The organism is Streptomyces sp. NPDC041784, assembly GCF_055591025.1.
Window position 1 is genome coordinate 118,449 of sequence record NZ_JBVJAB010000002.1, and the last position, 24,770, is coordinate 143,218.

The following is a 24,770-nucleotide window of genomic DNA, read 5'->3' on the forward strand; positions in this document are numbered from 1 at the left end:
GGGGTCGGATCAGCGGTTCTGCGGGGTCCGGGACTCGCTGTGGGCGACCTTCCGGCGGGTCCGGAGCTGGGCGCGGCGCGGGGTGTGCGCGGACGGCTGGTGGGCCGGGACGCCGGGCTTGTGCTCGACGGGGGTCCAGTCGGGCTTGCCCATGACCATCAGCGGGTCGAAGAGCACGACGACGCCCGCGAGGCAGAGGAAGGCGAAGGGGCCGATCAGCATCGGCGCGAGGAGGGCGGCGGGCGAGTCGCCCGGGGTGGGGGCGCCGGTGTGCAGATGGACGTTCACGGCGGCCATGCCCGTGTAGTGCATGCCGGTCACGGCGAGTCCCATGACGAGGCTGGCGCCCACGCTCCACAGGAAACCCCTGACCTGTCCCGCGGACCACAGGGCGGCGGTCGCGGCGGCCATGGCTATGGCGACGGACATGGCCACGGTGAACGTGTTGTACTCCAGCTTGCCGTTGAAGCGCATGCCGGCCATGCCCAGGTAGTGCATCGAGGCGATGCCCAGTCCGGTGATGGTGCCCCCGGTGAACAGGGCGGTCCCGGTCGCTCCCCGGTAGCCGACGATGAAGATCCCGACGCCGACCATGACGATGGCGACGCCGAGGCTGGCGTAGGTCGTCGGCTTGTCGTAGTGGATCGGGGCGTCCTGGATGGTGAAGCCCATCATCGCGATGAAGTGCATCGTCCAGATCCCGGAGCCGATCGCCGCCGAGCCGAGGGCGAGCCATCCGGGGCGCCAGGAGTGGGCGACGAGCAGGGCTCTGGTCGTGCAGCGCAGGCCCAGGGCGCCACCGAGGCAGGCCATGACGTAGGCCACCAGCGGTGTGACGAGTCCGTAGCTGAATCCGTCGACCGTGCCTTGCATGCGCGGCTGCCCTTCCGCCCTGTTGCCGGTTGTCCCTGACGCGCCCCTCCCCAGGACCGCGCGAGCGGTCAAGGCTGAGAGAGAGTATGACTGCCACCGGAATGGTCGAACGATTTTCCGGCAAAGAAACACGCCCTTGCCCCACATGTGCGGCACCGGTGAGCAGGCTCGGGCCTCACCTTTCATTCCGTGGCCATCCCGTACTCCCCCCGTCGTTGACTCTGTGCTGTCACAGTTGAGCCGTACGTGATCGCTCGACACGAGGAGTGCACATGCACGCGCGCGCAGTTGCCGCCACGACCACCGCGCTCCTGGGCACCGCCGCTCTCCTGCTGCCCGTCCCCGACGCCCGGGCGGGCATCGCGGCCCGGCCCACGGTGATCGCCCACCGGGGTGCCTCCGCGTACGCCCCCGAGAACACCCTGGCCGCCGTCGACGAGGCCGCCTCCCGGGGCATCGCCTGGGTGGAGAACGACGTCCAGCGCACCCGGGACGGCGAGCTGGTGGTGATCCACGACGACAGTCTGAGCCGTACGACCGACGTCGAGGACGTCTTTCCCGGCCGTGCCCCCTGGAAGGTGAAGGACTTCACCGCAGCCGAGATCGCGCGGCTGGACGCGGGCAGCTGGCTCGGGCCGGCCTATGTCGGCACGCGCGTGCCGACGCTGAAGGAGTACGTGGACCGGGTGGAGCGCAACCACCAGAAGCTGCTCCTGGAGATCAAGAACCCCGGCCTGTACCCGGGCATCGAGGCGCAGACCCTCAAGCTGCTGAGCAACGAGGGCTGGCTCGACCGGCGGCACGTGTCCGGCCGGCTGATCGTGCAGAGCTTCAGCGCGGGAAGTCTGCGCACCGTCCACGATCTGAAGCCGGCGGTGCGGATCGGCCTGCTCGGTACGCCGCCCGTGGCGGACCTGCCCTCGTACGCGGGCTTCGCCGACCTGGTCAACCCGTCGCACAGCACACTGTCCCGGTCCTACGTCGACGCCGTGCACGCGCTCACCGGGCCGCACGGCAGGCGGCTGGAGGTCTTCGCCTGGACCGTTGACGACGCTCCCGCCGCCCGGACCGTCGCCGGGTACGGCGTCGACGGCATCATCACCAACAAGCCGGACGTGGTCCGGCGGGCCGTGTACTGCTCCTGACATCCGGCCGGGCATCGCCGCTGATGTCGGGCGGCCGTCCGGGGAGGGGCCCCGTGCCCGGGGCGGGGGCGTTGTCAGTGGCAGGCCGTACGGTGGATCGCATGAGCAGCCATGGGCAGAACGAGCAGCAGGTCGTGTGGGCCGTCGTCGGCACCGACATCGGTCCGCTGCTGCTGGCCGCGACCCGCGAGGGTGTGGTCAACGTCGTCTTCCACGCCACCGACGCGGTCCGGGACAAGGCTCTCGCCCGGCTCGCGGACCGGCTCGGCACGGAGCCGGTCGAGGCACCCGGCTCCCTTCTGCTGGCCGAGGCGATACGGCAGGTCGACGCCTACTTCGCGGGGGATCGACGCGACTTCGAGCTGCCGTTGGACTGGTCCCTGATCTCGGGCTTCAACCGGCAGGTGCTGCGCGAGCTGGCGTCCGGCGTTCCGTACGGGGCGGTCGTCGGCTACGGCGATCTGGCCAAGCGGGTGGGGCAGCCGGGGGCGGCCCAGGCCGTGGGAACGGCGATGGGTGCCAATCCGCTGCCGGTCGTGGTTCCCTGCCACCGGGTCGTCGAGAGCGACGGCGGCATCGGCGGGTTCGGGGGCGGCCTGGAGACCAAGCGGAAGCTGCTCGCGCTGGAAGGGGTACTGCCCGAGCCGCTGTTCTGAACATTCGACGGGGGGGGGAGACCGCGCCGGTGACCACACTCACCATCCTTCGGTACGGACGCGGAGCGGCGGGGTGCCGGCGGTGACCGCCGTCGAGCGCGCCGGTGCGGCGCCCGTCAGCGCCGAGCTGATGCCGGGGCTGCGGCGTCGTACGACCGCGGTGCTGGTCACCAGTCAGATCCTCGGCGGGCTGGGCGTCGCCATCGGCATCGGGCTGGCCACCGTCCTGGCCCATCAGATCAGCGGCACCGAGGCGCTGTCCGGGCTCGCGCCCACCGCGACCGTCGCGGGGACGGCCGTGCTGTCGATGCCGCTGGCCGCGCTGATGACGGCGCGCGGGCGCCGGCCGGGGCTGGTGCTGGCCTATCTCATCGGCGCCCTCGGGGCCGCGCTCGTGGTGGTGGCCGCGCGGGTCGGGAGCTTTCCGCTGCTGCTCGGCGGCATGGCGGCCTTCGGCGCTGCCTCGTCGGCGAACCTTCAGGCGCGGTTCGCGGCCGCGGATCTGGCCGAGCCCGAGCGGCGGGCCCGGGCGATCTCGACCGTCGTGTGGGCGACGACCATCGGCGCGGTCGTGGGCCCGAACATCGCCGCGCCCGCAGGTCGCAGCGTCGCCGGTCTCGGGATACCCGCGACGGCGGGCCCGTTCCTGTGGGCGGCCGGGATCTTCGTCATATCGGCGGTCGTGGTGGCCGTGCTGCTGCGCCCCGACCCGCTGCTGACCGCCCGTGCGCTGGCGCCCGAGGACGAGCGGTCCCCCGGATCCCGTTCCCTGCGCGCCGGGTTGTCGGCCGTCGCCGCCTCGCCGCGCGCCCGGCTCGCCCTGGTGACGGTGACCGTGTCGCACACGGCGATGGTCTCCGTGATGTCGATGACCCCGATCGACCTCGCCCACCACGGGGCGGGCATCGATCTCATCGGGCTGGTCATCAGCGGGCACATCGCCGGCATGTACGCGTTCGCCCCGCTGATGGGCCGGCTCTCGGACCGGGTGGGGCGGCTGTCCGTGACGGGGCTCGCGGCAGGGCTGCTGGCCTGTGCGCTGTTCCTGGCCGGAACGGCGGGCGGCAGTCACGGGCAGACCGCCGCCGGGCTCTTCGTGCTCGGCCTCGGCTGGTCGGCCGGGCTCGTGTCCGGCTCCGCGCTGCTGACGGACGCGGTTCCGCAGTCGGCGCGGGCGGCAGCGCAGGGGATATCCGACCTCACGATGAACACCTCGGCCGGGATCGGAGGGGCGATCGCCGGGCTGGTGGTGGCGAAGGCGAGCTACGCGTGGCTGAACCTGGCGGCGGCCTGTCTGCTCGTGCCGCTGGCCGTTCTGGTGCTGTTCACGCGGGGCAGAGGCGGTACGAAGGCGAGCGAGGCGGCGGGAGGGGACTCCGTGGCGGGCGAAGCGATGGCAGGAGACGCTGTGGCGGGCGAGGCGGCCGCGGGCGGCTGAGAGCCGCGCTTCTCCCGTCCTGCCTCCCTCGGCCAGGGGTGTCTCCCATGCGTCGCGCGCCGGTGGTGTCTCCCACAGGGCGCGGGGGTTTGACCCGGTGCGGCGCTCGCCAGGGATGAAGGAAGACCGACGGACAGGAGGCAGGCGTGGTGCTGGTGGTGTCGGAAGAGGTACGGGAGGCGGTCGACGCGCGTCGACCCGTGGTGGCCCTGGAGTCCACGATCATCGCGCACGGGCTGCCTCGCCCGCGCAATCTCCAGGTGGCGCTGGAGCTGGAGGCGGTCGTCCGTGAGCAGGGCGCCGTACCGGCGACGATCGCCGTGCTCGACGGGCGGCCCCATGTCGGCTTGGACAAGGAGCAGCTGGAACGAGTCGCCAACGAGGACGGGATCCGCAAGCTGGGCCATCGTGACCTGCCGCTGGCGGTGGCCTCCGGCGCGAGCGGGGCGACCACCGTCTCGGCGACGGCGCTCCTGGCCGCGCTGGCGGGTGTGCGGGTGTTCGCGACGGGCGGGCTCGGCGGTGTGCACCGGGAGTGGACGGTCACGCAGGACGAGTCGGCCGACCTCGGCCTGCTGGCGCGCACGCGGATCACAGTGGTGTGCGCGGGCGTGAAGTCGATCCTGGACGTTCCGGCGACCCTTCAGCGACTGGAGACGCTGGGTGTGGCCGTCGCCGGATACGGCACGGACCGCTTCCCCGGCTTCTATCTCTCCGACTCGGGGCATCCGGTGGACTGGACGCTGGAGTCCCCGGAGCAGGTGGCCGAGGTGATGCGGGCCCAGGACGCGCTGGACGTGCCGGAGTCGGCGCTGATCGTGGCCAACCCGGTGCCCGAGGAGGAGCAACTGGACCCGGCGCTGCACGCACGCGTGCTCGCCGACGCGCTGCACGCGTGCGAGGCGGAGGGCATCACCGGCCAGGGCGTCACGCCGTTCCTGCTCGACTACCTGGTACGGCACACCGACGGGGCGTCCCTGAGCGCCAACCTGGCGGCGGTGCGCGGAAATGTACGGCTGGCGGGGAGGATCGCGGCGGCTTGGGCCGGCGGGTGACCGGGCGGCGGCCGGCCGGGGCGGCACGGCGCGGCCGGGGCGGCCGCCCGCAGCCGGGTGCAGCCGACGCGGACGGGGGCGACGCGGGCGGAGTCGGCGGGGCAGGCGGGGCCGGCGGGACCGGCGAGAATGCGGCCCAGGCGGGCGGGGCCAGCGCGGGCGGGGCGTTGCTGGTGGTCGGGGACGTCGTGACGGATGTCGTCGCGCGGCATCGCGGACCGCTGGCCTCGGGGACGGACACGGCCGCCGTGATCCGCACCCTGCCGGGCGGCGCGGGTGCCAACGTGGCGTGCTGGGCGGCCCACTGGGGGTGTCCGGACGTACGGCTGCTCGGCCGGGTGGGCGCGGACGCCGCGGCCTGGCACGAACGGGAGCTGACCGCCTGCGGGGTGCGGCCCCGGCTCGTCGTCGATCCGCAGGCGCCGACCGGGACGGTGATCTGCCTGGTCGACACGGGTGCCGCGGCCGAGCGGACCTTCCTCACCGACAGCGGCGCGTCCCTGCGCCTCGATCCCGGCGACTGGTCGGACGGTCTCCTGGACGGGGTCGGCCGGCTGCATCTGTCGGGCTATCTGCTGTTCTCCGCGACCGGGCGGGCGCTGGTCCGCACGGCCGTGGCGGCGGCACGCGCGCGTGAGGTGCCGGTCAGCCTCGATCCGGCGTCGGCGGGCTTCCTGATGGAGCTGGGCGTCGAGCGGTTCCTGGCCCTCGTCGAGGGTGTGGACGTGCTGCTGCCCAGCCGTGACGAAGCATGTCTGCTCACCGGGCTGCCGGACGGCACGGGCGCGGCGGCGGAGTTGAGCCGCCACGTCCCGCTGGTGGTGGCGAAGCAGGGGGCGGACGGCGCGCTGGTGGCCCGGAACGGTGCCGTACTCACCCATGTCCCCCCGGCTCCCGCGACACCGCGGGACACCACGGGCGCCGGTGACGCCTTCACGGGCGCCTTCCTCGCCACGCTGCTCGCGGGCGCCGGGCCCGCGGCCGCGGCGGCCGAGGGGTGCCGGGCGGGGGCCCGGGCGGTGGAACGCGTCGGTGGCAGACCGCCGGTGGCGGGCGACGAGTCGAGGTCCGCGGGCCCCTCGGCCGGTGGCGGGAGGGCGGAGACAGCGGATCCAGCGCGCGCCGGGTGAGGGCCGGATCCAGCGGATCCAGCGCGCCGGGTGAGGGCGTCAGCACGCGCGTGCGCGTAGTGCACCCTTACCCCTTCCTCCCCCACGCCGAGATCATCGGCGCCGTCGCCAGGTCCATGCTGCCCGAGGCCACGTTGGCCAGGTGGCGGTCGATGTCGTCCTCGGTCGCGAGGCCGGCGGTGACGAGCCGTTCGCGGATCTGGCGGACCGTCGCCGATTCCAGGGTCGCGCAGGCGGGCGAGCTGACGGGGAAGTAGGCGTCGGCCTCGACGCGGCGCAGCCCTGCCTCGCGGAGCAGGCGCGGCAGCTTGCGGCCGTAGCAGAGGTCGGCGCCCCGGTCGGCGAGCAGCTTGCGGAAGCCGTGCCGCAGACGGTTGGCCAGCTGCTGTTCGGGGCCGTACTCGTCGGGACAGATCAGAGGCTGGAGGGCGGGGTCGCCGTCCTCGACGAGGAGGCGGCCGCCGGGCCGCAAGGCCTTGATCATCGATCGCAACGCCCCGTCCCGGTCGGGGACATGGACGAGGACGAGCCGGGCGTGCACCAGGTCGAAGCCCTCGCCCGGCGGCTGCTCGGCGCCGACGTCGTGGACACGTACCTCGACCGGCGGGCGAGCAACCGCGGACAGCAGGCCGGTGTCGATGTCGGTCGCGACGACCTTGCCGGTGGGCCCGACCTTCTTGGCCAGCCAGGACACCACGGAGGTGCCGCCTGCTCCGACCTCCCAGCAGCGCCAGCCGGGGCCGATACCGAGCCCTTCGAGGTGGCGGAACGTCGTGGGGTCGAAGAGGGCGGCGAAGGCGTCGAAGCGTTCGGCCGCCTCGGTCTGCCCGTTGTCCAGGAGGTACCCGTCGGTTCGCGTCATGCGGCGATCATCCCAGTTGCCCGGCTTGTCCGAGGTGGTCGACGCGGCCGGATTGATCGCGCCGGAGGCGGGGTAGACGCCGCCCCGAGGCCCGGTTCGGGAGGGGCCGGGAATCGGTATCACCAACGCTTCGACGCCCCGTCGTCCACAGGCGGGAACAAAGCGGAATCCTCCCCTTCCACAGGCTTACCCACGGCATACCCGAGCCTGGCAGACTGGCGCGCCAGGGCGCAGGCAGTGCGGCGCGAGGAGATCACACAAGGAGACCCAGATGACCATGGCGGGGAATCTGCGGAAGGTCACCGGCCTCGGCCGGGTCGGCGGCCTGCGCAAGGTGGCGCGGTTGGCCCGGCGGCATACCCGGGTCGACCTGAGTCACCACGCGCGCTCCCCGCTGGGCTCCTCGGTGGTGAACTGCGTGGCGTACCGGGACGGCGTGCGGGCGCCGGTCGCGGGCGACCTCGTCGACACGGTGGAGCAGGTGCGCAAGCATCGCCACGGCTTCGTCTGGCTCGGACTCCACGAGCCGACGAACGACGAGTTCGCGGGCATCGCCGAGCTGTTCGACCTGCATCCGCTGGCGGTCGAGGACGCGGTCGAGGCCCATCAGCGCCCGAAGGTCGAGCGGTACGGCGAGACGCTGTTCGCGGTGTTCAAGACGGTCTGTTACGTCGAGCACGAGCAACTGACGGCGACCAGCGAGGTGGTGAACACCGGCGAGATCATGGTCTTCGTCGGCCCGGACTTCGTCATCACGGTGCGGCACGGACGGCATGGCTCGCTGGGCCCGCTGCGGGAGGAGCTGGAATCCGATCCGGGTCAGCTCTCCACGGGTCCCTCGGCGGTGCTGCACGCCATCGCGGACCATGTGGTCGACGACTATCTCAACGTCATCGACGCCGTACAGGGCGACATCGACCAGGTCGAGGCGGACGTCTTCGCGGAGAACGGCGCGCGGGCCGACCCGGGGCGGATCTACCAGCTGAAGCGGGAACTCCTGGAGCTGAAGCGGGCCGTGGTGCCGCTGAAGCGTCCGCTGATGGATCTCGCCGACCGGCCGGTGCGGGTGGTCGACCCGCAGATACAGGCGTACTTCCGGGACGTCTCCGACCACCTGCTGCGGGCCACGGAGCAGATCGCCGCGTTCGACGAACTGCTCAACTCGATCCTCCAGGCGCACCTCGCCCAGGTCACGGTCGCGCAGAACGAGGACATGCGGAAGATCACCGCCTGGGCCGCGGTGATCGCGGTCCCGACGATGGTCTGCGGTGTCTACGGCATGAACTTCGATCACATGCCGGAGCTGCACTGGAGGTTCGGCTACCCACTGGTGATCGGCGTGATCTCCGTGGTCTGTCTGGTGCTGTACCGCGGCTTCCGGCGCAACGGCTGGCTCTGAGCCGCACAGGCGCACCGGCCTGGCTTTGAGGCGCACCGGCCGGCGCCGAGTCCGGCGAGGCCGGTGCGAGTGACGGGACCGCGGTGTCAGTGCGGGCTCGGTGGTGTCAGTGCGGGCTGGTGCCGGACATGGCGTAGACGCTCCCGGCCCAGAGCGCGATCTGATCGTCGGTCAGGTGCCGGGCGAGGTCGGCCTCGCTGATCATTCCCACCAGGCGCTTGTTCTCGATGACGGGCAGCCGGCGGATCTGGTGGTCCTGCATCTCGCGGAGCACCTCGTCGACGTCGGCGCTCGCCTCGATCCAGCGCGGGGTGCCCTGGGCCATCTCCCCGGCGGTGACCTTGGACGGGTCGTGGCCCTTGGCCACACAGCCCACGACGATGTCGCGGTCGGTGAGGATGCCGCAGAGCCGATCATTGTCGTCGCCGATGGGCAGGGAGCCGACGCCCAGTTCGCGCATCAGCTGGGCGGCGCGGTCGAGGGTCTCGTGGGCGGGGATCCACCGGGCGCCCCGGTGCATGATGTCTCCGGCGGTGGTCATGCGTACCTCCCGGTGCCGGACGGCCGGCGCGGCGCGGGGGGCACCGCTAGTCCCGGCCCCCTACATTCTCGCCGCGCCACCGCGCACCCGCACCCGGAGCCGTGATCGACGGCCGCGCCGACGCGGTCCGGGCTCAGGCCGAGAAGCCCACGACTTGTGCGAGAGCTCGTGCGGGAGGCGCTTGACCGGGTCCGGGAGGATCTCGGCGGTGCCGCGGATCTCGACCGAGGTGCAGGGGTTGGCGAGGTCGTGGACCGAGACGCTGAACCGGGGGTCACTGCGGAATGTGGTCGGGCGGATCAGCCACCCCACGCCGGATGGCGCGGGTCGTCCGCGCGGACGAGGACGTCGGACGCGGCCGCCGGGCCGGTCTCCCGGTCGTAGCTCTCGAAGGCGGGCAGCGTCCAGTGATCGGCCTCGGGGGTGCGGCGGCGCAGGGCCCCTGGCGAGAGGAGGACATGGACACTGAGGTCGAAGGGGAACCAGTGGCGCAGCAGGAAGGGACCGTGCAGCAACAGGAATCCGCCGGGCGGGAGTTGGACGTAGGGGCTGCGGGTGGCGCGGTCGGTGACCGGGTCCCACAGGTCGGGCAGGATCAGCCCGTCGCCGCCGGCTTCGAGGGGACCGAACACCTCGCGCCACAGCGCGCCGGTGTCGAGCCAGCCGTTGTAGTAGGCCTCCACGTCGTGGTGGCCGTACTCCAGGCGGACGGAGGCGGGGCGCAGGAAGCCGTGTGCGTCCACGACCCGGGAGGGCCGGCCGCGTATGCGCAGGGCCTCGGCGACGCGTTCGGCGAGGTCGCCGGGGCGGGCCGCCGGGGCGCCGTCGAAGGCGACGCGCGGCCAGGGGCTGCCGTCCGACGGCTTCAGGTCGAGCAGCCGCTCGGCGAGGAGGTCGCCGAGCCGTTCCCAGGTGATCGCTTCGAGTCGCACAGGGCCCATGATGCGTCAGTCGCCCGTCGAACGGGGACGGTGATCGCCCGGAGAAGAGGGATGCGCGCGACAAGGGCTGCCGGACGATCCGCAAAGCGGGGCCGAGCCGACGTGCCACCACGCTCACCAGCGGGAATGAAGCCCCTATGACAGCCGCAGCACCCGCAACCGCCCTGCCCCGTACCGGTCTTCTCGTCGTTCAGCCGCAGCGGCGCAGGCACTGCGTCGGGTGCCGTCGCGGTCCGGTGCCGATGGTGGTCGTGGAGGACGACGGGCCGCGCTGCCTGGACTGCGCGGACCTCAGCCACCTGGTGTTCCTGCCGCGCGGCGACACGGCGCTGACCCGCAGATCTCGGGAGGAGAGCACGCTCTCGGCGGTGGTGGTGCGGTTCAACCGGCGCAGGGGGCGTTACGAGCGGCAGGGCGTCCTGGTCGAGGAGGCGGGGCTGGCCAGGGCGGAGGCGCGGTGTCTGGCGGACGCGGAGGCGCGGCGGCGGCGCCGGGTGCGGGACGCGCGGCGGCGGGCGGAGGAGGACGTGCGGTTCACGGCGGCGTTCGCGGCGGAGATCCTGCGCCTGTTGCCGGGCTGCCCCGAGGACCGGGCCCGGGCGCTCGCCGCGCACGCGTCGCTGCGGGGCAGTGGGCGGGTGGGGCGGAGCGCGGCGGGGCGGGCGCTGTCCGAGCGGGCCGTGGTCTCGGCGGTCGTGGCGTCCGTACGGCATCTGGAGACGCCGTACGACCGGCTGCTGATGAACGGGGTGCCGCGGCGCGAGGCACGGCGGCGGATCTCGGCGGAGGTGGAGCGGATCCTGCGGGAGTGGGGGTGGGAGGCGGGACTGGGCCCCGCCTGATCACGAGATGACTGGACGATGAGGCGGCCGGGGACGATGAGGTGGCCGGGGCACAAGGAACCGGGGGCACGAGGAGACCGGAGGCACGAGGGACCAGGGCACGCGGAGACCGGGGGCGCGGATCGCTCGTCGGTGCGCCTGGACGCTCGCTTATGTTTCGGCGCCGCTCGGCCATGGTCACCGTTCCCGTGCGGGAATTCACTGGTGAGGACGGATGGTTCCGGGCATGATCCGGTTCGAGGCTGGAGTTGACGTTGACATGATCGATGGACCGTACTTCGTGCTGACGGTGCTGGGGGTGCTCGGCACCGGGCTGGTGGCCGGGGTGTTCTGCGGGTTCTCGACCTTCGTGATGCGGGGGCTGGCCGCGCTGCCGCCCGCTCAGGGCGTCGCCGCGATGAACGCGATCAACGTGGCCGCGGTGAGGCCGGCGTTCATGATCGTGTTCGTCGGGTCGGCGGCGCTGGCCGCGGTGATCGCCGTGGTGACGTTCGTGCTGTGGCCGGACGAGGGCACGGTGGAGCTGCTGCTGGGCAGCGCGCTGTACCTGTTCGGCTCGTTCGGGGTCACCATGATCGCCAACGTGCCGCGCAACGACGCGCTGGCGCGGCTGGAACCGGGCACCCCGGAGGCGGCCACGTACTGGCCGACGTACGTGCGCGAGTGGACGGCGTGGAACCACGTCCGCACGGTCGCCTCGGCCGCGGCCGCGATCTCGTACGTGCTGGCCATCGCCTGACGCGGGGCCGGCCACCGCCTGACGCGGGGCTGCGAGGTTGCGGGGCTGACCACCACCACGTGCCGCGTGGCTGCCACCACGTGCCGCGTGGCTGCCGTCGCCTCACGCGAGGCTGACGACCGCCTCACGGGGGTGGGGGCGGAAGGTCCCCGGGCAGGATCCGTCGCCGCCCCGGGGAAAGCGGTGTCGGGCGCTCTGCGGGGCCGGGCGGGGGGACGTATCGTGGCCGGAAGAGTGCCGCCCGATGACGCACGGCCTGTCGCGCACATGCACGCGAGGAAGACGGACATGGCCGATCCCAAGGGATTCATGACCACGCCGCGCCAGGACTGGCCCCGCCGGCCCGTGGAGCAGCGGGTCCGGGACTGGGACGAGGTGTACGTCCCCGGGGCGCTCCTGCCCATCATCAGCGGGCAGGCGGACCGCTGTATGGACTGCGGCATACCGTTCTGCCACGACGCGTGTCCGCTCGGCAACCTGATCCCGGAGTGGAACGACCTCGTGTCGCGGGAGGACTGGCGGGCGGCGAGCGACCGGCTGCACGCGACGAACAACTTCCCTGAGTTCACCGGGCGGTTGTGTCCGGCGCCGTGCGAGGCGGGGTGTGTGCTCGCCATCAACCAGCCGGCCGTCACCATAAAGAACGTCGAGGTCGCCGTCGCCGACCGGGCCTGGGCGGACGGGTTCACCCCGCCGCGGCCCCCGGACCGGCTCTCCGGGAAGACGGTCGCGGTGATCGGTTCCGGTCCCGCCGGGCTGGCCGCCGCGCAGCAGCTGACCCGCGCGGGGCACACGGTCGCCGTGTACGAGAAGGACGACCGGATCGGCGGCCTGATGCGGTACGGCATCCCCGCGTTCAAGATGGAGAAGCGCCATCTGGAGCGGCGGATCGAGCAGATGCGCGCCGAGGGGACCAAGTTCCGTACGTCGACGGCCGTCGGGCGGGACGTCGGGGCGGCGGAGCTGCGGACCCGCTACGACGCCGTGGTGATCGCGACCGGGGCGACGGCGTGGCGGGAACTTCCCGTGCCCGGCCGGGAGTTGGCCGGCATCCATCAGGCGATGGAGTACCTGCCGCTGGCCAACCGGGTGTGCGAGGGGGACCTGGAGGTCTCGCCGATGTCCGCCGCCGGCCGCCACGTCGTGATCGTCGGTGGCGGCGACACCGGGGCGGACTGCCTCGGGACGGCGGTGCGCGAGGGGGCCGCGTCCGTGACGCAGCTGGACATCTACCGGCAGCCCGGCGCCGACCGCGACGAGGACACGGAACCCTGGCCGACGTACCCGAAGATCTACCGGCTCTCGGCCGCGCACGAGGAGGCGCGTGACCTTCGGACCGCGCCGGCGGCCGACGCGGACGCGCGCCTGTTCGCCGCGTCCACGCTCCATTTCACCGGCGACGAGGACGGCCATGTGCGGTCGCTGCACCTCGTCGAGGTCGACGAGCGGCGCACGCCGGTGGACGGCACCGGGCGGGCGCTCCCCGCCGACCTCGTGCTGCTCGCCCTCGGCTTCTCCGGGCCCGACCGGGCGGACGGACTCACCGACCAGCTGGGCCTGACGATGGAGCCGCGCGGCACGATCGCGCGGGACGGTGCTTTCACGACGAACGTCCCCGGGGTGTTCGCCGCCGGGGACGCCGCGCGCGGCCAGTCGCTGATCGTGTGGGCGATCGCCGAGGGCCGGGCGGTGGCGGCGGCCGTCGACCGCCATCTGACGGGCGCCTCGCGGCTGCCGGCGCCGATCTCACCGTACGACCGGCCCATGATCGTCTGAGAGCCCCGGGGGTACGAGGCTCCTGAGACGTACGTACGGGTCCCGGGAGGCGCGGGTCCCGGGAGGCGCGGGTCCCGGGAGGCGCGGGTCCCGGGAGGCAAGGGTCAGCGGCGCTCGTCCGTGCCGGCTACCTTCCCCGTCGCCAGGGCGACCCGGTTCCAGGTGTTGATCGCGCAGATCAGGGCGATGACCTGGGCCAGTTCCCGCTCGTCGAAGCGGGCGGCGGCCTCGGCGTAGACGTCGTCCGGGACGCCTCCGTCGGCGACCAGGGTGAGCGCCTCGGTCAGGGCCAGGGCCGCCTGCTCCCGCTCCGTGAAGAAGTGGCGGGCCTCGCGCCAGACGGCGACCAGGTGCAGCCGGTCCTCGCTCTCGCCTGCCTTGCGGGCGTCGTTGGTGTGCATGTGCAGGCAGTACGCGCAGTGGTTGAGGTGGGACGCCCGGATCTGGATCAGCTCGACGAGGGCCGGGTCGAGGCCCTCGCGGGCGGCGGCGTCGAAGCCGATGAGGGCGCGGAAGGCCGGCCGGGCGGACCGGCCGAAGTCCAGCCGGGTGCGTGCGGCCTCGGCGGCGGCGATCGCGGTGGCGGGGTCGGGCACGGTCTCGGCGGTCGCGGTACCCGTGGTGGCAGCGGTGGCGATGGCGGTGGTGTTCGTCGTCATGTCCTCCAACCTACGGGCCGGAAAGACCCCCTGTAGGGTGCATTTCCATGGTGGATTCGTGGGTCAATTCCGCGGAGCGGATCGGCGCCGACCTGCACCTGGAGCTGTCCGGGCCGGGCGGGCGGCGGGCCGCGCTCATGCGGGCGTTGCGCGAGGCCGTGCGGGACGGGCGGCTCTCTCCGGGCACCAGGCTGCCTCCGTACCGGTCGCTCGCCGCCGATCTGGGGATCGCCCGCAACACGGTGGCCGACGCCTACGCCGAGCTGGTCGCGGAGGGCTGGCTGACCGCCCGCCAGGGTTCCGGCACTCGCGTCGCCGAACGGACCGAACCCCTGCGACACGCCGAGCGGACGCCCGTAAACGCACCTCCACGCGCGCGTGGCCCGCTGCACGACCTGAGGCAGGGCACCCCGGACGCGTCGGCGTTTCCGCGAGCGGCCTGGCTGGCCTCCTACCGGCGGGCCCTCCAGCAGGCGCCCAACGAGGTGTTCGGACCCGGTGACCCCGCCGGGCGCCGGGAGCTGCGCGAGGCCCTCACCGAGTACCTGGCACGCGCGCGTGGCGTCCGCACCGAGCCCGAGCGCATCGTGATCTGCTCCGGCTTCGCCCACGCGCTGCGGCTGCTGTTCACGCCCGGTGGGGTGCTGCGCGGTCCGCTGGCCGTCGAGGCGTACGGACTGGGCTTCCACCGGGAGCTGCTCGCGGCGGCGGGCGTGCGGACGGTTCCCCTACCGCTGGACGAGGAGGGGGCGCGCGTCGGCCGGCTGGGGCGCGAACGGGCCGTCCTGCTCACCCCCGCGCACCAGTTCCCCACCGGCGGCCCGCTGCACGCGACCCGCCGGACCGCCGTCGTCGACTGGGCACGCGCGCGTGGCGCGGTGGTGCTGGAGGACGACTACGACGGCGAGTTCCGCTACGACCGCAAGCCCGTCGGTGCCGTCCAGGGCCTCGACCCCGAGCGGGTGATCTACCTCGGCTCGGTCAGCAAGAGCCTTTCGCCCGCGCTGCGGCTGGGATGGATGGTGCTGCCGCGGCGGTACGTCGACGGGGTGCTCGCCGCCAAGGGCGAGCGGGAGGCGTGGGCGAGCGTCCCCGACCAGCTGAGTCTGGCCGACTTCATCGCGTCCGGGGCGTACGACCGTCACGTACGGCGGGTGCGGCAGCGCTACCGCGGTCGCCGGGACCGGCTGGTCGCGGCGCTGGCCGCCCAGGCGCCGCACATCGAGGTCACCGGGGTCGCGGCCGGGCTGCACGCGGTGCTGCGGCTGCCGCCCGGCACCGAACGCTCCACGGTCAAGGCGGCCGCCTGGCAGGGCGTCGCCCTGGACGGCCTCGCGGCCTTCCGGCACCCGGAGACGGACATGACGGCCGGCGACGGACTCGTCGTCGGGTACGCGACACCGTCGGAGCACGCGTACGGGGCTGCCCTGGACGCGTTGTGCGGGGTGCTGCCACCGGGCCCGCGACGCGGTCCGTCCCCCGCGTGAGGCGCCGAGCGCCGCGCCGCGGTCCGGTCCGCACGATCCGGTCCGGTCCGGTCTCCGAGCGAGTCACCCCGGGATCCTGGCCCCCGGACAAATCCTCCCGCGCGTCCGAAAAGTGGCTTACGGACTACATGGATCGGAAGAGCGGTGGGATCATCGGAACAGGAGGTGTGCTGTCGTCGCGCCCGGCTTCGGGTCAGGCAGCGGCCGCCCCCATCCTTCGTTCCGCCGTCAGGCGCAGGGCCCATCCCGCGCGTCCCCCCTGTTGGCGGTCGGTCCTGGAGGGTGTTGATGACGACGCTCGACGAACGTCATGAAGAAGCTGCCGGTGGCGGGGACGTCCCACGCTGCGAGGTCGCCCTCGCCCTGGTCGAGGCACGGGACTCGGCCGCAGTCCCGCTGGACGAGCCCGGCGCCGCGCTCCCCCGACTCACCGGATCCAAAGCCGCGAACCTCGCCCGCGCGGCCCGCGCCGGACTGCCGGTGCTCCCCGGCTTCGTGATCCCACACGGAGGCGGCGGCGACACCATCGCCCTGCGGCGCGCCTGGGACGACCTCTCCGAGGGGGGCACCCGTCCACTCGTCGTACGGTCCTCGTCGCCGCAGGAGGACACCGAGGAGTCCTCGCTGGCGGGTCAGTTCGCCTCAGTGCTCGACGTACGCGGCTGGTCGGCCTTCCGCAAGGCCGTACGGACCGTGCTCGACTCGGCGCGGCGACCCGACGGGTCCACGGCCGCCATGGCGGTCCTTGTGCAGCCGATGCTCACCGCGCGTGCCGGCGGGGTGATGTTCGGTGCCGACCCGGTGGCGGGACGGGCCGACCGGATGCTGGTGAGCGCGGTGCGCGGCGGCCCCGACAGCCTGGTCAGCGGCGAGCGGGCCGGCACCAGCTACTGGCTGAGCGGACGCGGCCGGCTGCTGCGCACGGAGCAGGCGGAACCCGGCCCGCTGCTCACCCGTTCCGAGCTGGCCCGGCTGGCCCGGCTCGCGCGGCGGACCCGGAAGGTCTTCGGCGGGCCGCAGGACATCGAGTTCGGGTTCGACGCGGACGGGCGGCTGTGGCTGTTCCAGAGCCGCCCCATCACGGCGATGGCGGTACGGCCCGCGCGCGGGGCACGGCTGCTGGGGCCCGGCCCGGTCGCGGAGACGCTGCCGGAGCAGCTGGCGCCGCTGGAGGAGGACCTGTGGGTGACGCCCATGGCCCACGGCCTCGCCGCCGCGCTCGACATCGGGGGCACCGCGCCCCGCCGGCTGCTGCGGACGGTGCCGGTGGTCACGACGGTCGGCGGGCGGCCGGCCGCCGACCTGCGCCTGCTCGGCGCGGCGGCGCCACGGCACCGGTGGCTCGCGCTGCTCAACCCGGCGCCGGGGGCCCGCCGGCTCGCGGCGGCCTGGCGGGTGGGGCGGCTCGGCAGGGCGCTGCCGGGCCTGGCGACGGACCTTGTCGCGGACGTCGACCGCCATCTGGCCCATGTCCCGGCGCCCACCGGAACGCCCGCCTCCGTGCTGGCGGCGGAGCTGCGCTGGACCCGCCGGGTCCTGGTGTCCCTGCACGCCCAGGAGGCCCTCGCGGGCGCCCTCCTGCGCGAACCCCCGAAGACCCGTACGGCGGCGGGCACGGCCCTCACTGCCCTCGCGGCGGCCCGCGCGCGGGGCGTCCCCGACGACCGCGTGATCGCCTCGGAACCGGTGGTCCTGGCCCTCACGGCACCGAGTCTGCGCGGGCGGGGGCGGCTTCCGGGGACGCACCTTCCGGGGCAGGCCCCGGCACGCGTGCCGGGGCAGGACACACAGACGCACGTGGCGGGGCAGGTCGAGGGCAATGGCGCGCGGGCCCGGCGCGACGCGGGCGGACGCCCGCTGTGGGCGCTCGGCGCAACGGACGGCGAGGCCCGGCCGAACGGCGATGAGGCAGACCGCCCGAACGGCGACGAACCTCCCCATCCGAACCTCGATGCCCGTCCGGACGCCACCGCCGTCCTGGCGCGCGAGAGCACCCCGGACACCGTCGCCACCGCGCATCGGGCTCCCTCCCCCATCGCTTCCCTCCCGCCCCGCGAGGCCCTCCGTCTCCGGATCCGCTGGGTTCAGGAGCTCCAGGTCCGGCTCGTGCGAGAGGCGGCACGGCGGATGCGCCTCGACGTGGATCAGGTGGCGCTCCTGCACTGGGCGGAAGTGGCCGCCACTCTGGAGGGCGGTCCGCTGCCGGGCGACCTCCACACGCGTGTGCCGCGCTCCGCGTCTGCCCCGCTGCCGGACGCCTTCCGGCTGGCGGACGGCGAGGTCGTGGTCGCCGCGCACCGCGACGGTCACGGCCATGGCCATGGCCACAGAGACGGCGACGGCGGCCGGGGCGTGTCCGGCGGGCGCGCGGTCGGCACCGTGTGGGACGGGACGGGGCCCCGGCCGCGGGACGCCGTGCTCGTCGTACGCACGCTGGACCCGGCGCTGGCCCCGCTGCTGCCGGGCCTGACCGGCCTGGTCGCGCAGACCGGCAGTCCGCTGTCCCACTTGGCGGTGCTGGCCAGGGAGTTCGGGCTCCCGGCGGTCGTCGGCGCCTCGGACGCCGTACGCCGCTTCCCGCCCGGTTCTCGCCTCTCGCTCGACGGGACCACGGGAGACGTACGGCCGGGGGACGCGCCATGAAGCGGATCGCGTACGTCTTCGGAGGCCTCGCCGCGGCCGGAGCGGGCACGTACCTGGTGATCTACCTGTACCGGTGGCAGTGGCAGCGCGCGCTGATCTGCGGGGTGCTGCTGCTGGTCGTCGAGGTTCTGCTGTTCGGCGTCGTGCTGCTGGGGCGGCTGACCCGGATCGAGGAACGGCTGCGCGACACGGACCGGCGGCAGCGGGAGATGGACGCACGGCAGGACGACGTGCTCGCCCGGCTCCGGCAGCCTCCCGAGGCGCACGAGGATGCCCGGTTCCGGTGGCTGGACGACCCGGCGGACCGTACGTACGTCTTCGTGCCGGTCCTCATGATCACCGGGGTGCTGTTGACCGGGCTGGCCTGGGTGGTGCAGCGGATCGCCTCGGCCACGGGGAAACCGGCCGAGCGGCGGCTGGCCGGGCGGCTCGCCGTGCTCGGCGCGCCCGATCCGGACGGCCCCGACGATCTGGCGGAGCTGCCGCCGGTGGGTCCCCAGCCGTCCCGGGGCCGTACCGCGCGCGTGGCGGCCGCCTCCGCCGTCGCGGCCACCCTGGCCGTCGCGCTGGTGGTGGGGCTCGCCAAGCTGACCCAGACCCGGGAGGAGGAGCCGAACAGGAACGAGGCGACCTCAGTGCTGGTCCAGGTCGACATGCGGGGCCCGGACCTGACGGCGGGGCGGCGGGCCCTGGCCGCCCAGCAGGTGTGGGAGCGCTGCCGGGACTCCACGTCCGTGCCGTTGCATCACGCGACCCTGGGCGACCTGGGAGACGGCCTGTTCGCCGGGGTCGTGCGGCCCGCGCTGACCGAGCACGACCGGATGCGGCTGCGCGGCTGCCTGGAGGACACGACTCTCGAACGCGCCCATCTCACGGTGGTCGGGATCGGGGACGCGGACGCGGAAGGCGCCTGACGGCCGGGAGGGGTTCCGGGGGGTGAGGAACGGGGTTCGGGAGGGGGCAGGGACCGGTTCGGGAGGGGTTCCGGGAGGGGGCAGGGACCGGTTCGGGAAGGGGCTCCGGGAGGAGGCAGAGACGGGTTCCGGAGGGGTCAGGGCACCCGAATAGGACATACAGTCCGTATGTGCATACGTACACGGACAAGACGGACAAGGGGTAATCGGGCTACCATTCGAATGCGCCCACGTCCCCTACTCCCTCTGGTCGCTCATGGCTGTCATCAGCGCTACCCTGCCCAACCCTGCTCTCCGCCAGCGCCCACTGCCCCGGCGCGCGATACGGATCCTCATCAGCATCATCATCGGCTACGCGGTCCTGTGGGCCGCCGGAGCCGGCGGCATCCTCGCCCTGTCCTACTGGGCCAAGGAGGAGACAGCCGCCCCGGCTGGCACCCGCACGGTGCAGGGCATCCACAACTACCAGCCCGTCGACACGGAGGGACGACTGTGGCGCGGTGCCGCGCCCTCCCCCGCCGGATACCGGGCCCTGGCCGGCATGGGCTTCACCACGGTCGTGGACCTGCGCGCCGAGGACCTGAGCGCCTCCCAGCTCGCCTCACCGCGCGAGGCCGGGCTGAACCTCGTACGCCTGCCGATCCGTGACGGGCAGACGCCGAAGCCCGCACAGGTGCAGCAGCTCCTCGACACCGTCTCGGCGGAGCCCGGCAAGGTGTTCGTGCACTGCGGTGCCGGCGTCGGCCGTACGGGCACGATGGCGGCGGCGTACCTGGTGAAGACAGGGGAGCAGTCGTCGTCGTCAGCCGTCCGGCGCAACCTCGCGGTCGGACCGCCGTCGATCGAGCAGATCTACTACGGACTGCACCTCAGCAGGAGCGAGGCCGAGCAGCCGCCGTTCCCGATCGTCGCCTTGAGCCGTCTGGTGGACGCCCCGCGGCGCATCCTGACCTGGTTCTGACCGACCTGGTCCTGAGCCTCTGCCCCCGGTGTCCAGCCGGGGGCTTCGGCTTGCGGGCCTCGGCTGTCGCTGTAGCTGTAGCTGTAGCTGTAGCTGTAGCTACCGCTACGGCTTGCGGGCCACCGCCCCGTAGCCGGGGATGACGCCGTCCTCCTGGCCGGGCACGGGTTCGCCCAGCTCCGGGTGCCACTCGGGAACGACCGCCACACCCGGCTCGACCAGGTCGAGCCCGTCGAAGAAGCGGCCGAACTCCTCACGGGAGCGCAGGGCGAGGGTGACGCCCGCCGCCTTGAGCTTCTCCGTGGCCGCCGCGGACTCCTCCGGGGTGAAGTCGGCGGTGGCGTGGGTCATCATCAGGTAGCTGCCCGAGGGCAGCTCGGCGAGCAGCCGGGTGACGAGTTCGTGCGCCCCGTCCTCGTCGGGGACGAAGTGCAGCAGCGCCACCAGCGACAGGGCCACCGGCCGGCTGAAGTCCAGGATCTTCCTGGCCCCTTCGACGATGGCGGCCGGGTCGCGGACGTCCGCCTGGAGGTACTCCGTGACGCCCGCGGGCGTGCTGCGCAGCAGGGCCGCCGCGTGGGCCAGCACGATCGGGTCGTTGTCGCAGTAGACGACCCGGGCGTCCGGGGCGATCTCCTGCGCGACCTGGTGCAGGTTGGGCTCGGTCGGGATACCCGTACCGATGTCCAGGAACTGCCGGACGCCGTTCCCGGCCAGCCAGCGCGTGGCACGGTGCATGAAGGCTCGGTTGACTCGTGCCATCACCGGGACACGCGGGTCGAGCGCGAGCATCTGGCGACCCATCGCCTCGTCGACGGGGTAGTTGTCCTTGCCACCGAGGTACCAGTCGTACATCCGTGCGGGATGGGGCTTGCTGGTGTCGATCTCGACGACGGGGGTGGGGTCCTGCCCGGTCATGAGGCACTCCGTAAGCATCTGACGCGGTCAATGATGATCAATTCAGTACCAAAATAAGGAAGTTGAGCGGGAGAAAGGCAATGGAAAGACGGCCGGGACGGAGCAGAAACGTCACGCGAGTCACGTCGGTCGCGTCGTCACGTCAGGACAGCAGGAAGTCCGCCTCTCCCGCCTTCGCTCCCTCGATGAAGGCCGTCATCTCGTCGGTGGTGTAGATCAGCGCCGGACCGTCGGGGTCGGTGGACTGGCGGACGGCGATCCGGCCGTCGGCGAGCTTCATCGCCTCCAGGCAGTTGCCGCCGTTCCCGCCGCTCCACGGCTTGTGCCAGCCTTCGCTGCCCAAGTCCCGCGCGGGCATGCCGTTGTAGACCCGTTTGCGCGGCTTGATGCGATCCATTCACAGCTCCTTGCGGAAATCCCGGAGGATCTCCTTCGTGCGATGTGCAGTAGCGGCCTGCGCCGCCATGCGGTCCATGACCTCGAGATGGGTCGCCACCTCGTTGCGCGCGTCGAGATAGACGGCGCCGGTCAGGTACTCGCTGTAGACCATGTCCGGAAGCTCCGGCATGGCGAATCGGAAGAGCACGAAGGGCCCGTACGTACCCGGGTGCGGCCCGCTCGCGAACGGGGCGACCTGGAGCGTCACGTTGGGCAGCTTCGTGGCTTCGAGCAGTTTGTCGATCTGCGCGCGCATCACCTCCGGACCGCCCACCGGGCGGCGCAGCACCGTCTCGTCCATCACGACCCACAACCGGGGCGCATCCTGACGAGTGAGCAGTTCCTGGCGTTGCATGCGCAGGTCGACGAGGCGTTCGATGTCCTCCGGCCGGGTCTGGCCGATGGCGCCGGACCTCAGCACTCCGCGCGCGTAGTCCTCGGTCTGGAGCAGACCGGGGACGAAGTGGGGCTCGTACTGGCGGATCAGCGCGGCCGCGCCCTCCAGGCTGACGTGCATCGAGAACCAGCCGGGCAGGACGTCGTGGAACCGCTGCCACCAGCCGGGCTTGTTGGCCTCCTCGGCCAATTGCACGAACCCCTCGGCCTCCGCGTCGGTGACGCCGTAGGCCTTGAGCAGCAACTGGAGGTACGGGATCTTGAGGCCGACCTCGGCCATCTCCATCCGGCGGACGGTGGCGGGCGCGACACGGAGGATGCGGGCGGCCTCCTCACGCTTGAGCCCTGCGCGTTCCCGCAGGTCCAGCAGGCGACGACCGAGGACAACCTGTCCGACGGTCGGCGCGGACCGCGGTTCGCTCACGCTCCACCTCCACGAAGAGCCCTGGACGGCCGGTCGCTTTGGCCGCACTGGGCCCCGACCGGCCGGGTAACGAAACGAATCCTGACAGCCTTACGGCGCCATTCGAAGACCGCTTCGAAGATCTGTACGAATCCGTACGGATCTCCGCTGATCCCAACTGGCGCCGCTCAACGTGCTGTTGCGAGCAGTCTGCCACGGCGTTCTACCGCGTCACACAGCACTCTGCATTTTTCAGAGTGACACTTGCCAAGTGTTCACGGCGGGGCGATAGTGGCAAGCGTGATTCCGTCCGCGCCCTTAGGAACAGACGCCGCCGCAGGCCGCCCCCAGGGTCTCGGTGCCGCCCCGGGAGCAGGCCCCGACCAGGCCGCTGCCGAGCGCCGGTTCCGATTCGAACTGGCCGCCCACCCGGGTTCTCCCGCTCAGGCCAGACGCCTGGCCAGGGCGCGACTGACCGGATGGTCGGTGTGCGAGGACACCTGCGACACGGCCGCTCTCGTCATATCCGAGCTGGTCACCAACGCGATCGTGCACACCGCGAGCGATGTCGTCGTGTGCGAGCTGTACGACGGCGACGACGTGCTGCGCATAGCCGTGCGTGACGAGGGCTGCGCTCCCGGCGAGCCGCATCCGTCCCCTCAGCGCCCTGAAGAGGAGCACGGGAGGGGATTGCTTCTCGTCGAGGCCCTCTGTCGCGCCTGGGGTGCCCAGGAGCACGGGCCCGGCCTGCTGGTCTGGGCCGACCTGGCCCATGGCTCGGACACACCGCGTGACCACGCCGACCCGGGCGAGGGGCTGCGGGTCGACGCCGTGGAACTGTGCGCGGACCTGGAGCCCGAGTCCGGCCATGTGGACCTGGTTCCCGAGTCTCGCCATGTGCACCTGGTTCCCGGGTCCGGCCGCCTGGAGCTTGCCGCCGAGTCAGACCCGATGGAGTTTGCCCCCGAGCTCGGCCGTGGCCGCGGCGCCGGCGACGGCGCCGATGAGCCCCGCGGCGACCTCGGCTGGGGCGCCCGGCCCAAGCCGGGTCCGGCCGACGGTTCGGACGAGGAGGACGCGCCGGCGGAGCGGGCGTATCCGGAGGACGCGCCGGCCGAGCAGGAGTACCGGGGCGGCGCACCGGCCCAGGAGACGTACCGGAGTAACGACACTGCTCCGTGGAGTAACGACACTGCGGCTCGGAGTGCCGACGCCTCGGCCGGAAGCAACGCCCCGACGGCTCCGAGTGCCGGCCCGGACCCGGAGCCCCAGGCCGTGCCTTCGGGCGGCGGCGACAGCCCGGCATCGGTGCCGGCGCCCGCACCGTCTGCGGCACCGGCGCCCGCACCGTCCGCGGCGCCGCAGATCGGGCACCAGAACGACGGGCTCGCCCCCCGGATGTCGCCCCAGGGCGACGTGCCGCCGCATCGGGCGGCCCACCAGGACCACGGGCCCGTCCATCAGGCAACCCACCGCGGCGACAACCCGGCGGCCAGGACGGCGCACCAGAGCGAAACCCCCGCGCCCCGGACCGCGCACCAGCTCCACCGCACACCGGAAGCCGTGGCGCACGCCGCGCACCCCGTCCACCGTGCGCCGGAGGCGGGAACGCACCCGACCCACCGCGCTGCGGAAGCAAGCACCCACCCGACCCACCGTGTGCCCGAACCCGGCACGCACCCCACGCATCGGGTGCCCGAATCAGGGATCCACCCCGTGCGGCCACCGCATCACACACCGGAGCCTCCGGGCCCGGTTCCCCGCGTGGCGCCGCAGTGGCACCGCACCCCGGAGCACGAGAGCCGCCCGTCCGGTCACCCGGTGAGTGCCGAAGCCGACGACACGTCCGCCCGGCGCCCGCTCCCCGGCGCGAGCGCGGCGGGGGCCGCCCGAATCGTCCCGGTCGAGCGCAGCTGGGAGTGGGGCCGGGCATGAGCGCCGTGTCCGGTCGCGTTCCGGTCCTCAGCCTGGACACGCTCGTCCGCCTGAAGCGCGGCCTGGGCACCACGCCACAGGCTCCCCGCCGGCTCACCGTGCCCGACGGCATGACCGCCCCGCTGGGCTGCGACGCCGTCGCCGTCCCCGCCGGCCTCGGCCCGCTGCTCATGCCGCGCCTCCCGCGCGTGGGCTGTGTCTACGCCGACGCGTCGCACTGGTGGTGGCTCGTCCCGTCCGACTCCGACTACGCCCTGGAGTGGCCCGCCCCCGCGCGGTACGCCACCGGTGCGGTCGTCCCGGACGTTCCGCACGCCCCCGATCTCATCCACCGACCGGACGGCACAGTCCCGTACACCCCGCCGATCCCCCTCTACCTGGCCCTGTGCCGCCTCACCGGCACCGCGCCGGCCTGGTCCCGGCCGATCAGCGCGTAGCAGTCCCGTCCCCGGTCCGACGTCAGGCGCACAGCAGTCCGCCGCCGTCTGTCGTCCATCTGTCTCCGTCTGTCGTCCGGCTCGTATCAGTCCGCCGCCGTCGGCCGTCCGCCGCAGAGCAATCCGCCCAATCCGCCCCCGTCGGCCGTCCGAGGTGCCGCCCGGCGCACGCCCGCGCGCGC

Annotated in this window: 22 protein-coding genes and 1 pseudogene; 15 read left to right on the forward strand and 8 right to left on the reverse strand. The window is 73.1% G+C overall.

From position 1 onward, the window contains the following. Positions 1-9: 9 nt before the first annotated feature. The gene (locus ACZ6D7_RS04200) at positions 10-873 is read right to left on the reverse strand and encodes an MHYT domain-containing protein (protein WP_469483230.1); all 864 of its coding nucleotides are present in this window, start codon (positions 871-873) and stop codon (positions 10-12) included. 272 nt (positions 874-1,145) lie between these two features. Between ACZ6D7_RS04200 and ACZ6D7_RS04205 the strand changes: the two genes are divergently transcribed. The 5 genes from ACZ6D7_RS04205 (at position 1,146) to ACZ6D7_RS04225 (ending at position 6,297) form a co-directional block, all read left to right on the forward strand. Beyond that, positions 1,146-2,018, forward strand: coding sequence for a glycerophosphodiester phosphodiesterase (locus tag ACZ6D7_RS04205; protein ID WP_469483232.1), 873 nt, complete (start codon positions 1,146-1,148; stop codon positions 2,016-2,018). A gap of 101 nt (positions 2,019-2,119) precedes the next feature. Then, positions 2,120-2,674, forward strand: coding sequence for a methylated-DNA--[protein]-cysteine S-methyltransferase (locus ACZ6D7_RS04210; protein ID WP_469483234.1), 555 nt, complete (start codon positions 2,120-2,122; stop codon positions 2,672-2,674). Positions 2,675-2,804: 130 nt separating this feature from the next. Next, positions 2,805-4,112, forward strand: coding sequence for an MFS transporter (locus ACZ6D7_RS04215; RefSeq protein WP_469484523.1), 1,308 nt, complete (start codon positions 2,805-2,807; stop codon positions 4,110-4,112). Between the two features lie 149 nt (positions 4,113-4,261). Further along, the gene (locus ACZ6D7_RS04220; RefSeq protein WP_469484526.1) at positions 4,262-5,167 is read left to right on the forward strand and encodes a pseudouridine-5'-phosphate glycosidase; all 906 of its coding nucleotides are present in this window, start codon (positions 4,262-4,264) and stop codon (positions 5,165-5,167) included. Positions 5,168-5,334: 167 nt separating this feature from the next. Beyond that, positions 5,335-6,297 (forward strand): carbohydrate kinase family protein, encoded by a 963-nt coding sequence (locus ACZ6D7_RS04225; protein ID WP_469484529.1) that lies wholly within the window; start codon positions 5,335-5,337, stop codon positions 6,295-6,297. 67 nt (positions 6,298-6,364) lie between these two features. Here ACZ6D7_RS04225 and ACZ6D7_RS04230 read toward each other — a convergent pair whose 3' ends face one another. Next, on the reverse strand, positions 6,365-7,159 hold the full coding sequence (locus tag ACZ6D7_RS04230) for a methyltransferase (RefSeq protein WP_469483236.1): 795 nt from the start codon (positions 7,157-7,159) through the stop codon (positions 6,365-6,367). 271 nt (positions 7,160-7,430) lie between these two features. Between ACZ6D7_RS04230 and ACZ6D7_RS04235 the strand changes: the two genes are divergently transcribed. Next, entirely contained in the window at positions 7,431-8,558 is a 1,128-nt protein-coding gene (locus tag ACZ6D7_RS04235; protein ID WP_469483239.1) for a magnesium and cobalt transport protein CorA, read from the forward strand. A 106-nt stretch (positions 8,559-8,664) separates the two neighbouring features. On the opposite strand, the gene ACZ6D7_RS04240 is transcribed toward ACZ6D7_RS04235, so the two are convergent. Continuing rightward, on the reverse strand, positions 8,665-9,099 hold the full coding sequence (locus ACZ6D7_RS04240) for a CBS domain-containing protein (RefSeq protein ID WP_469483241.1): 435 nt from the start codon (positions 9,097-9,099) through the stop codon (positions 8,665-8,667). A 299-nt stretch (positions 9,100-9,398) separates the two neighbouring features. After that, on the reverse strand, positions 9,399-10,040 hold the full coding sequence (locus ACZ6D7_RS04245; protein WP_469483243.1) for a nucleoside/nucleotide kinase family protein: 642 nt from the start codon (positions 10,038-10,040) through the stop codon (positions 9,399-9,401). A gap of 137 nt (positions 10,041-10,177) precedes the next feature. Here ACZ6D7_RS04245 and ACZ6D7_RS04250 point away from each other — a divergent pair, with 137 nt between their 5' ends. The 3 genes from ACZ6D7_RS04250 to ACZ6D7_RS04260 all read left to right on the forward strand — a co-directional run bounded on the left by ACZ6D7_RS04250 (position 10,178) and on the right by ACZ6D7_RS04260 (position 13,397). Beyond that, a complete protein-coding gene (locus ACZ6D7_RS04250) occupies positions 10,178-10,882 on the forward strand; it encodes a DUF2293 domain-containing protein (protein WP_469483245.1) in 705 nt (234 codons plus the stop codon). Positions 10,883-11,141: 259 nt separating this feature from the next. Continuing rightward, complete coding sequence (locus ACZ6D7_RS04255) at positions 11,142-11,621, forward strand: anthrone oxygenase family protein (protein ID WP_469483248.1); 480 nt, start codon at positions 11,142-11,144, stop codon at positions 11,619-11,621. 288 nt (positions 11,622-11,909) lie between these two features. Then, complete coding sequence (locus ACZ6D7_RS04260; protein ID WP_469483250.1) at positions 11,910-13,397, forward strand: glutamate synthase subunit beta; 1,488 nt, start codon at positions 11,910-11,912, stop codon at positions 13,395-13,397. Between the two features lie 104 nt (positions 13,398-13,501). On the opposite strand, the gene ACZ6D7_RS04265 is transcribed toward ACZ6D7_RS04260, so the two are convergent. Next, positions 13,502-14,056: a carboxymuconolactone decarboxylase family protein gene (locus ACZ6D7_RS04265; protein WP_469483252.1), complete on the reverse strand. Its 555-nt coding sequence runs from the start codon at positions 14,054-14,056 to the stop codon at positions 13,502-13,504. A gap of 47 nt (positions 14,057-14,103) precedes the next feature. On the opposite strand from ACZ6D7_RS04265, the gene pdxR reads away from it, so the two are divergent. The 4 genes from pdxR (at position 14,104) to ACZ6D7_RS04285 (ending at position 20,061) form a co-directional block, all read left to right on the forward strand. Then, the gene (gene pdxR / locus ACZ6D7_RS04270; protein WP_469483254.1) at positions 14,104-15,543 is read left to right on the forward strand and encodes a MocR-like pyridoxine biosynthesis transcription factor PdxR; all 1,440 of its coding nucleotides are present in this window, start codon (positions 14,104-14,106) and stop codon (positions 15,541-15,543) included. Positions 15,544-15,831: 288 nt separating this feature from the next. Further along, positions 15,832-18,186: a PEP/pyruvate-binding domain-containing protein gene (locus ACZ6D7_RS04275; RefSeq protein WP_469483256.1), complete on the forward strand. Its 2,355-nt coding sequence runs from the start codon at positions 15,832-15,834 to the stop codon at positions 18,184-18,186. Next, positions 18,183-19,100 carry a hypothetical protein gene (locus ACZ6D7_RS04280; protein ID WP_469483258.1) on the forward strand — a complete coding sequence of 306 codons (918 nt, stop codon included), beginning with the start codon at positions 18,183-18,185 and terminating at the stop codon, positions 19,098-19,100. Before ACZ6D7_RS04275 ends, ACZ6D7_RS04280 begins: the two co-directional genes overlap by 4 nt. Before the next feature lie 256 nt (positions 19,101-19,356). Then, on the forward strand, positions 19,357-20,061 hold the full coding sequence (locus ACZ6D7_RS04285; protein WP_469483260.1) for a protein-tyrosine phosphatase family protein: 705 nt from the start codon (positions 19,357-19,359) through the stop codon (positions 20,059-20,061). A gap of 105 nt (positions 20,062-20,166) precedes the next feature. Here ACZ6D7_RS04285 and ACZ6D7_RS04290 read toward each other — a convergent pair whose 3' ends face one another. From ACZ6D7_RS04290 to ACZ6D7_RS04300, 3 genes are all read right to left on the reverse strand, one after another. Then, the gene (locus ACZ6D7_RS04290; protein ID WP_469483262.1) at positions 20,167-20,979 is read right to left on the reverse strand and encodes an SAM-dependent methyltransferase; all 813 of its coding nucleotides are present in this window, start codon (positions 20,977-20,979) and stop codon (positions 20,167-20,169) included. A 142-nt stretch (positions 20,980-21,121) separates the two neighbouring features. Further along, positions 21,122-21,376 carry a DUF397 domain-containing protein gene (locus ACZ6D7_RS04295; protein ID WP_057580268.1) on the reverse strand — a complete coding sequence of 85 codons (255 nt, stop codon included), beginning with the start codon at positions 21,374-21,376 and terminating at the stop codon, positions 21,122-21,124. Beyond that, a complete protein-coding gene (locus ACZ6D7_RS04300) occupies positions 21,377-22,237 on the reverse strand; it encodes a helix-turn-helix domain-containing protein (RefSeq protein ID WP_469483265.1) in 861 nt (286 codons plus the stop codon). A gap of 270 nt (positions 22,238-22,507) precedes the next feature. On the opposite strand from ACZ6D7_RS04300, the pseudogene ACZ6D7_RS04305 reads away from it, so the two are divergent. Both ACZ6D7_RS04305 and ACZ6D7_RS04310 read left to right on the forward strand, forming a co-directional pair. Then, positions 22,508-23,026: pseudogene (locus ACZ6D7_RS04305) on the forward strand (ATP-binding protein); the annotation flags it as partial. Positions 23,027-24,147: 1,121 nt separating this feature from the next. After that, positions 24,148-24,588: a hypothetical protein gene (locus ACZ6D7_RS04310; RefSeq protein WP_469483267.1), complete on the forward strand. Its 441-nt coding sequence runs from the start codon at positions 24,148-24,150 to the stop codon at positions 24,586-24,588. Positions 24,589-24,770 lie beyond the last annotated feature (182 nt).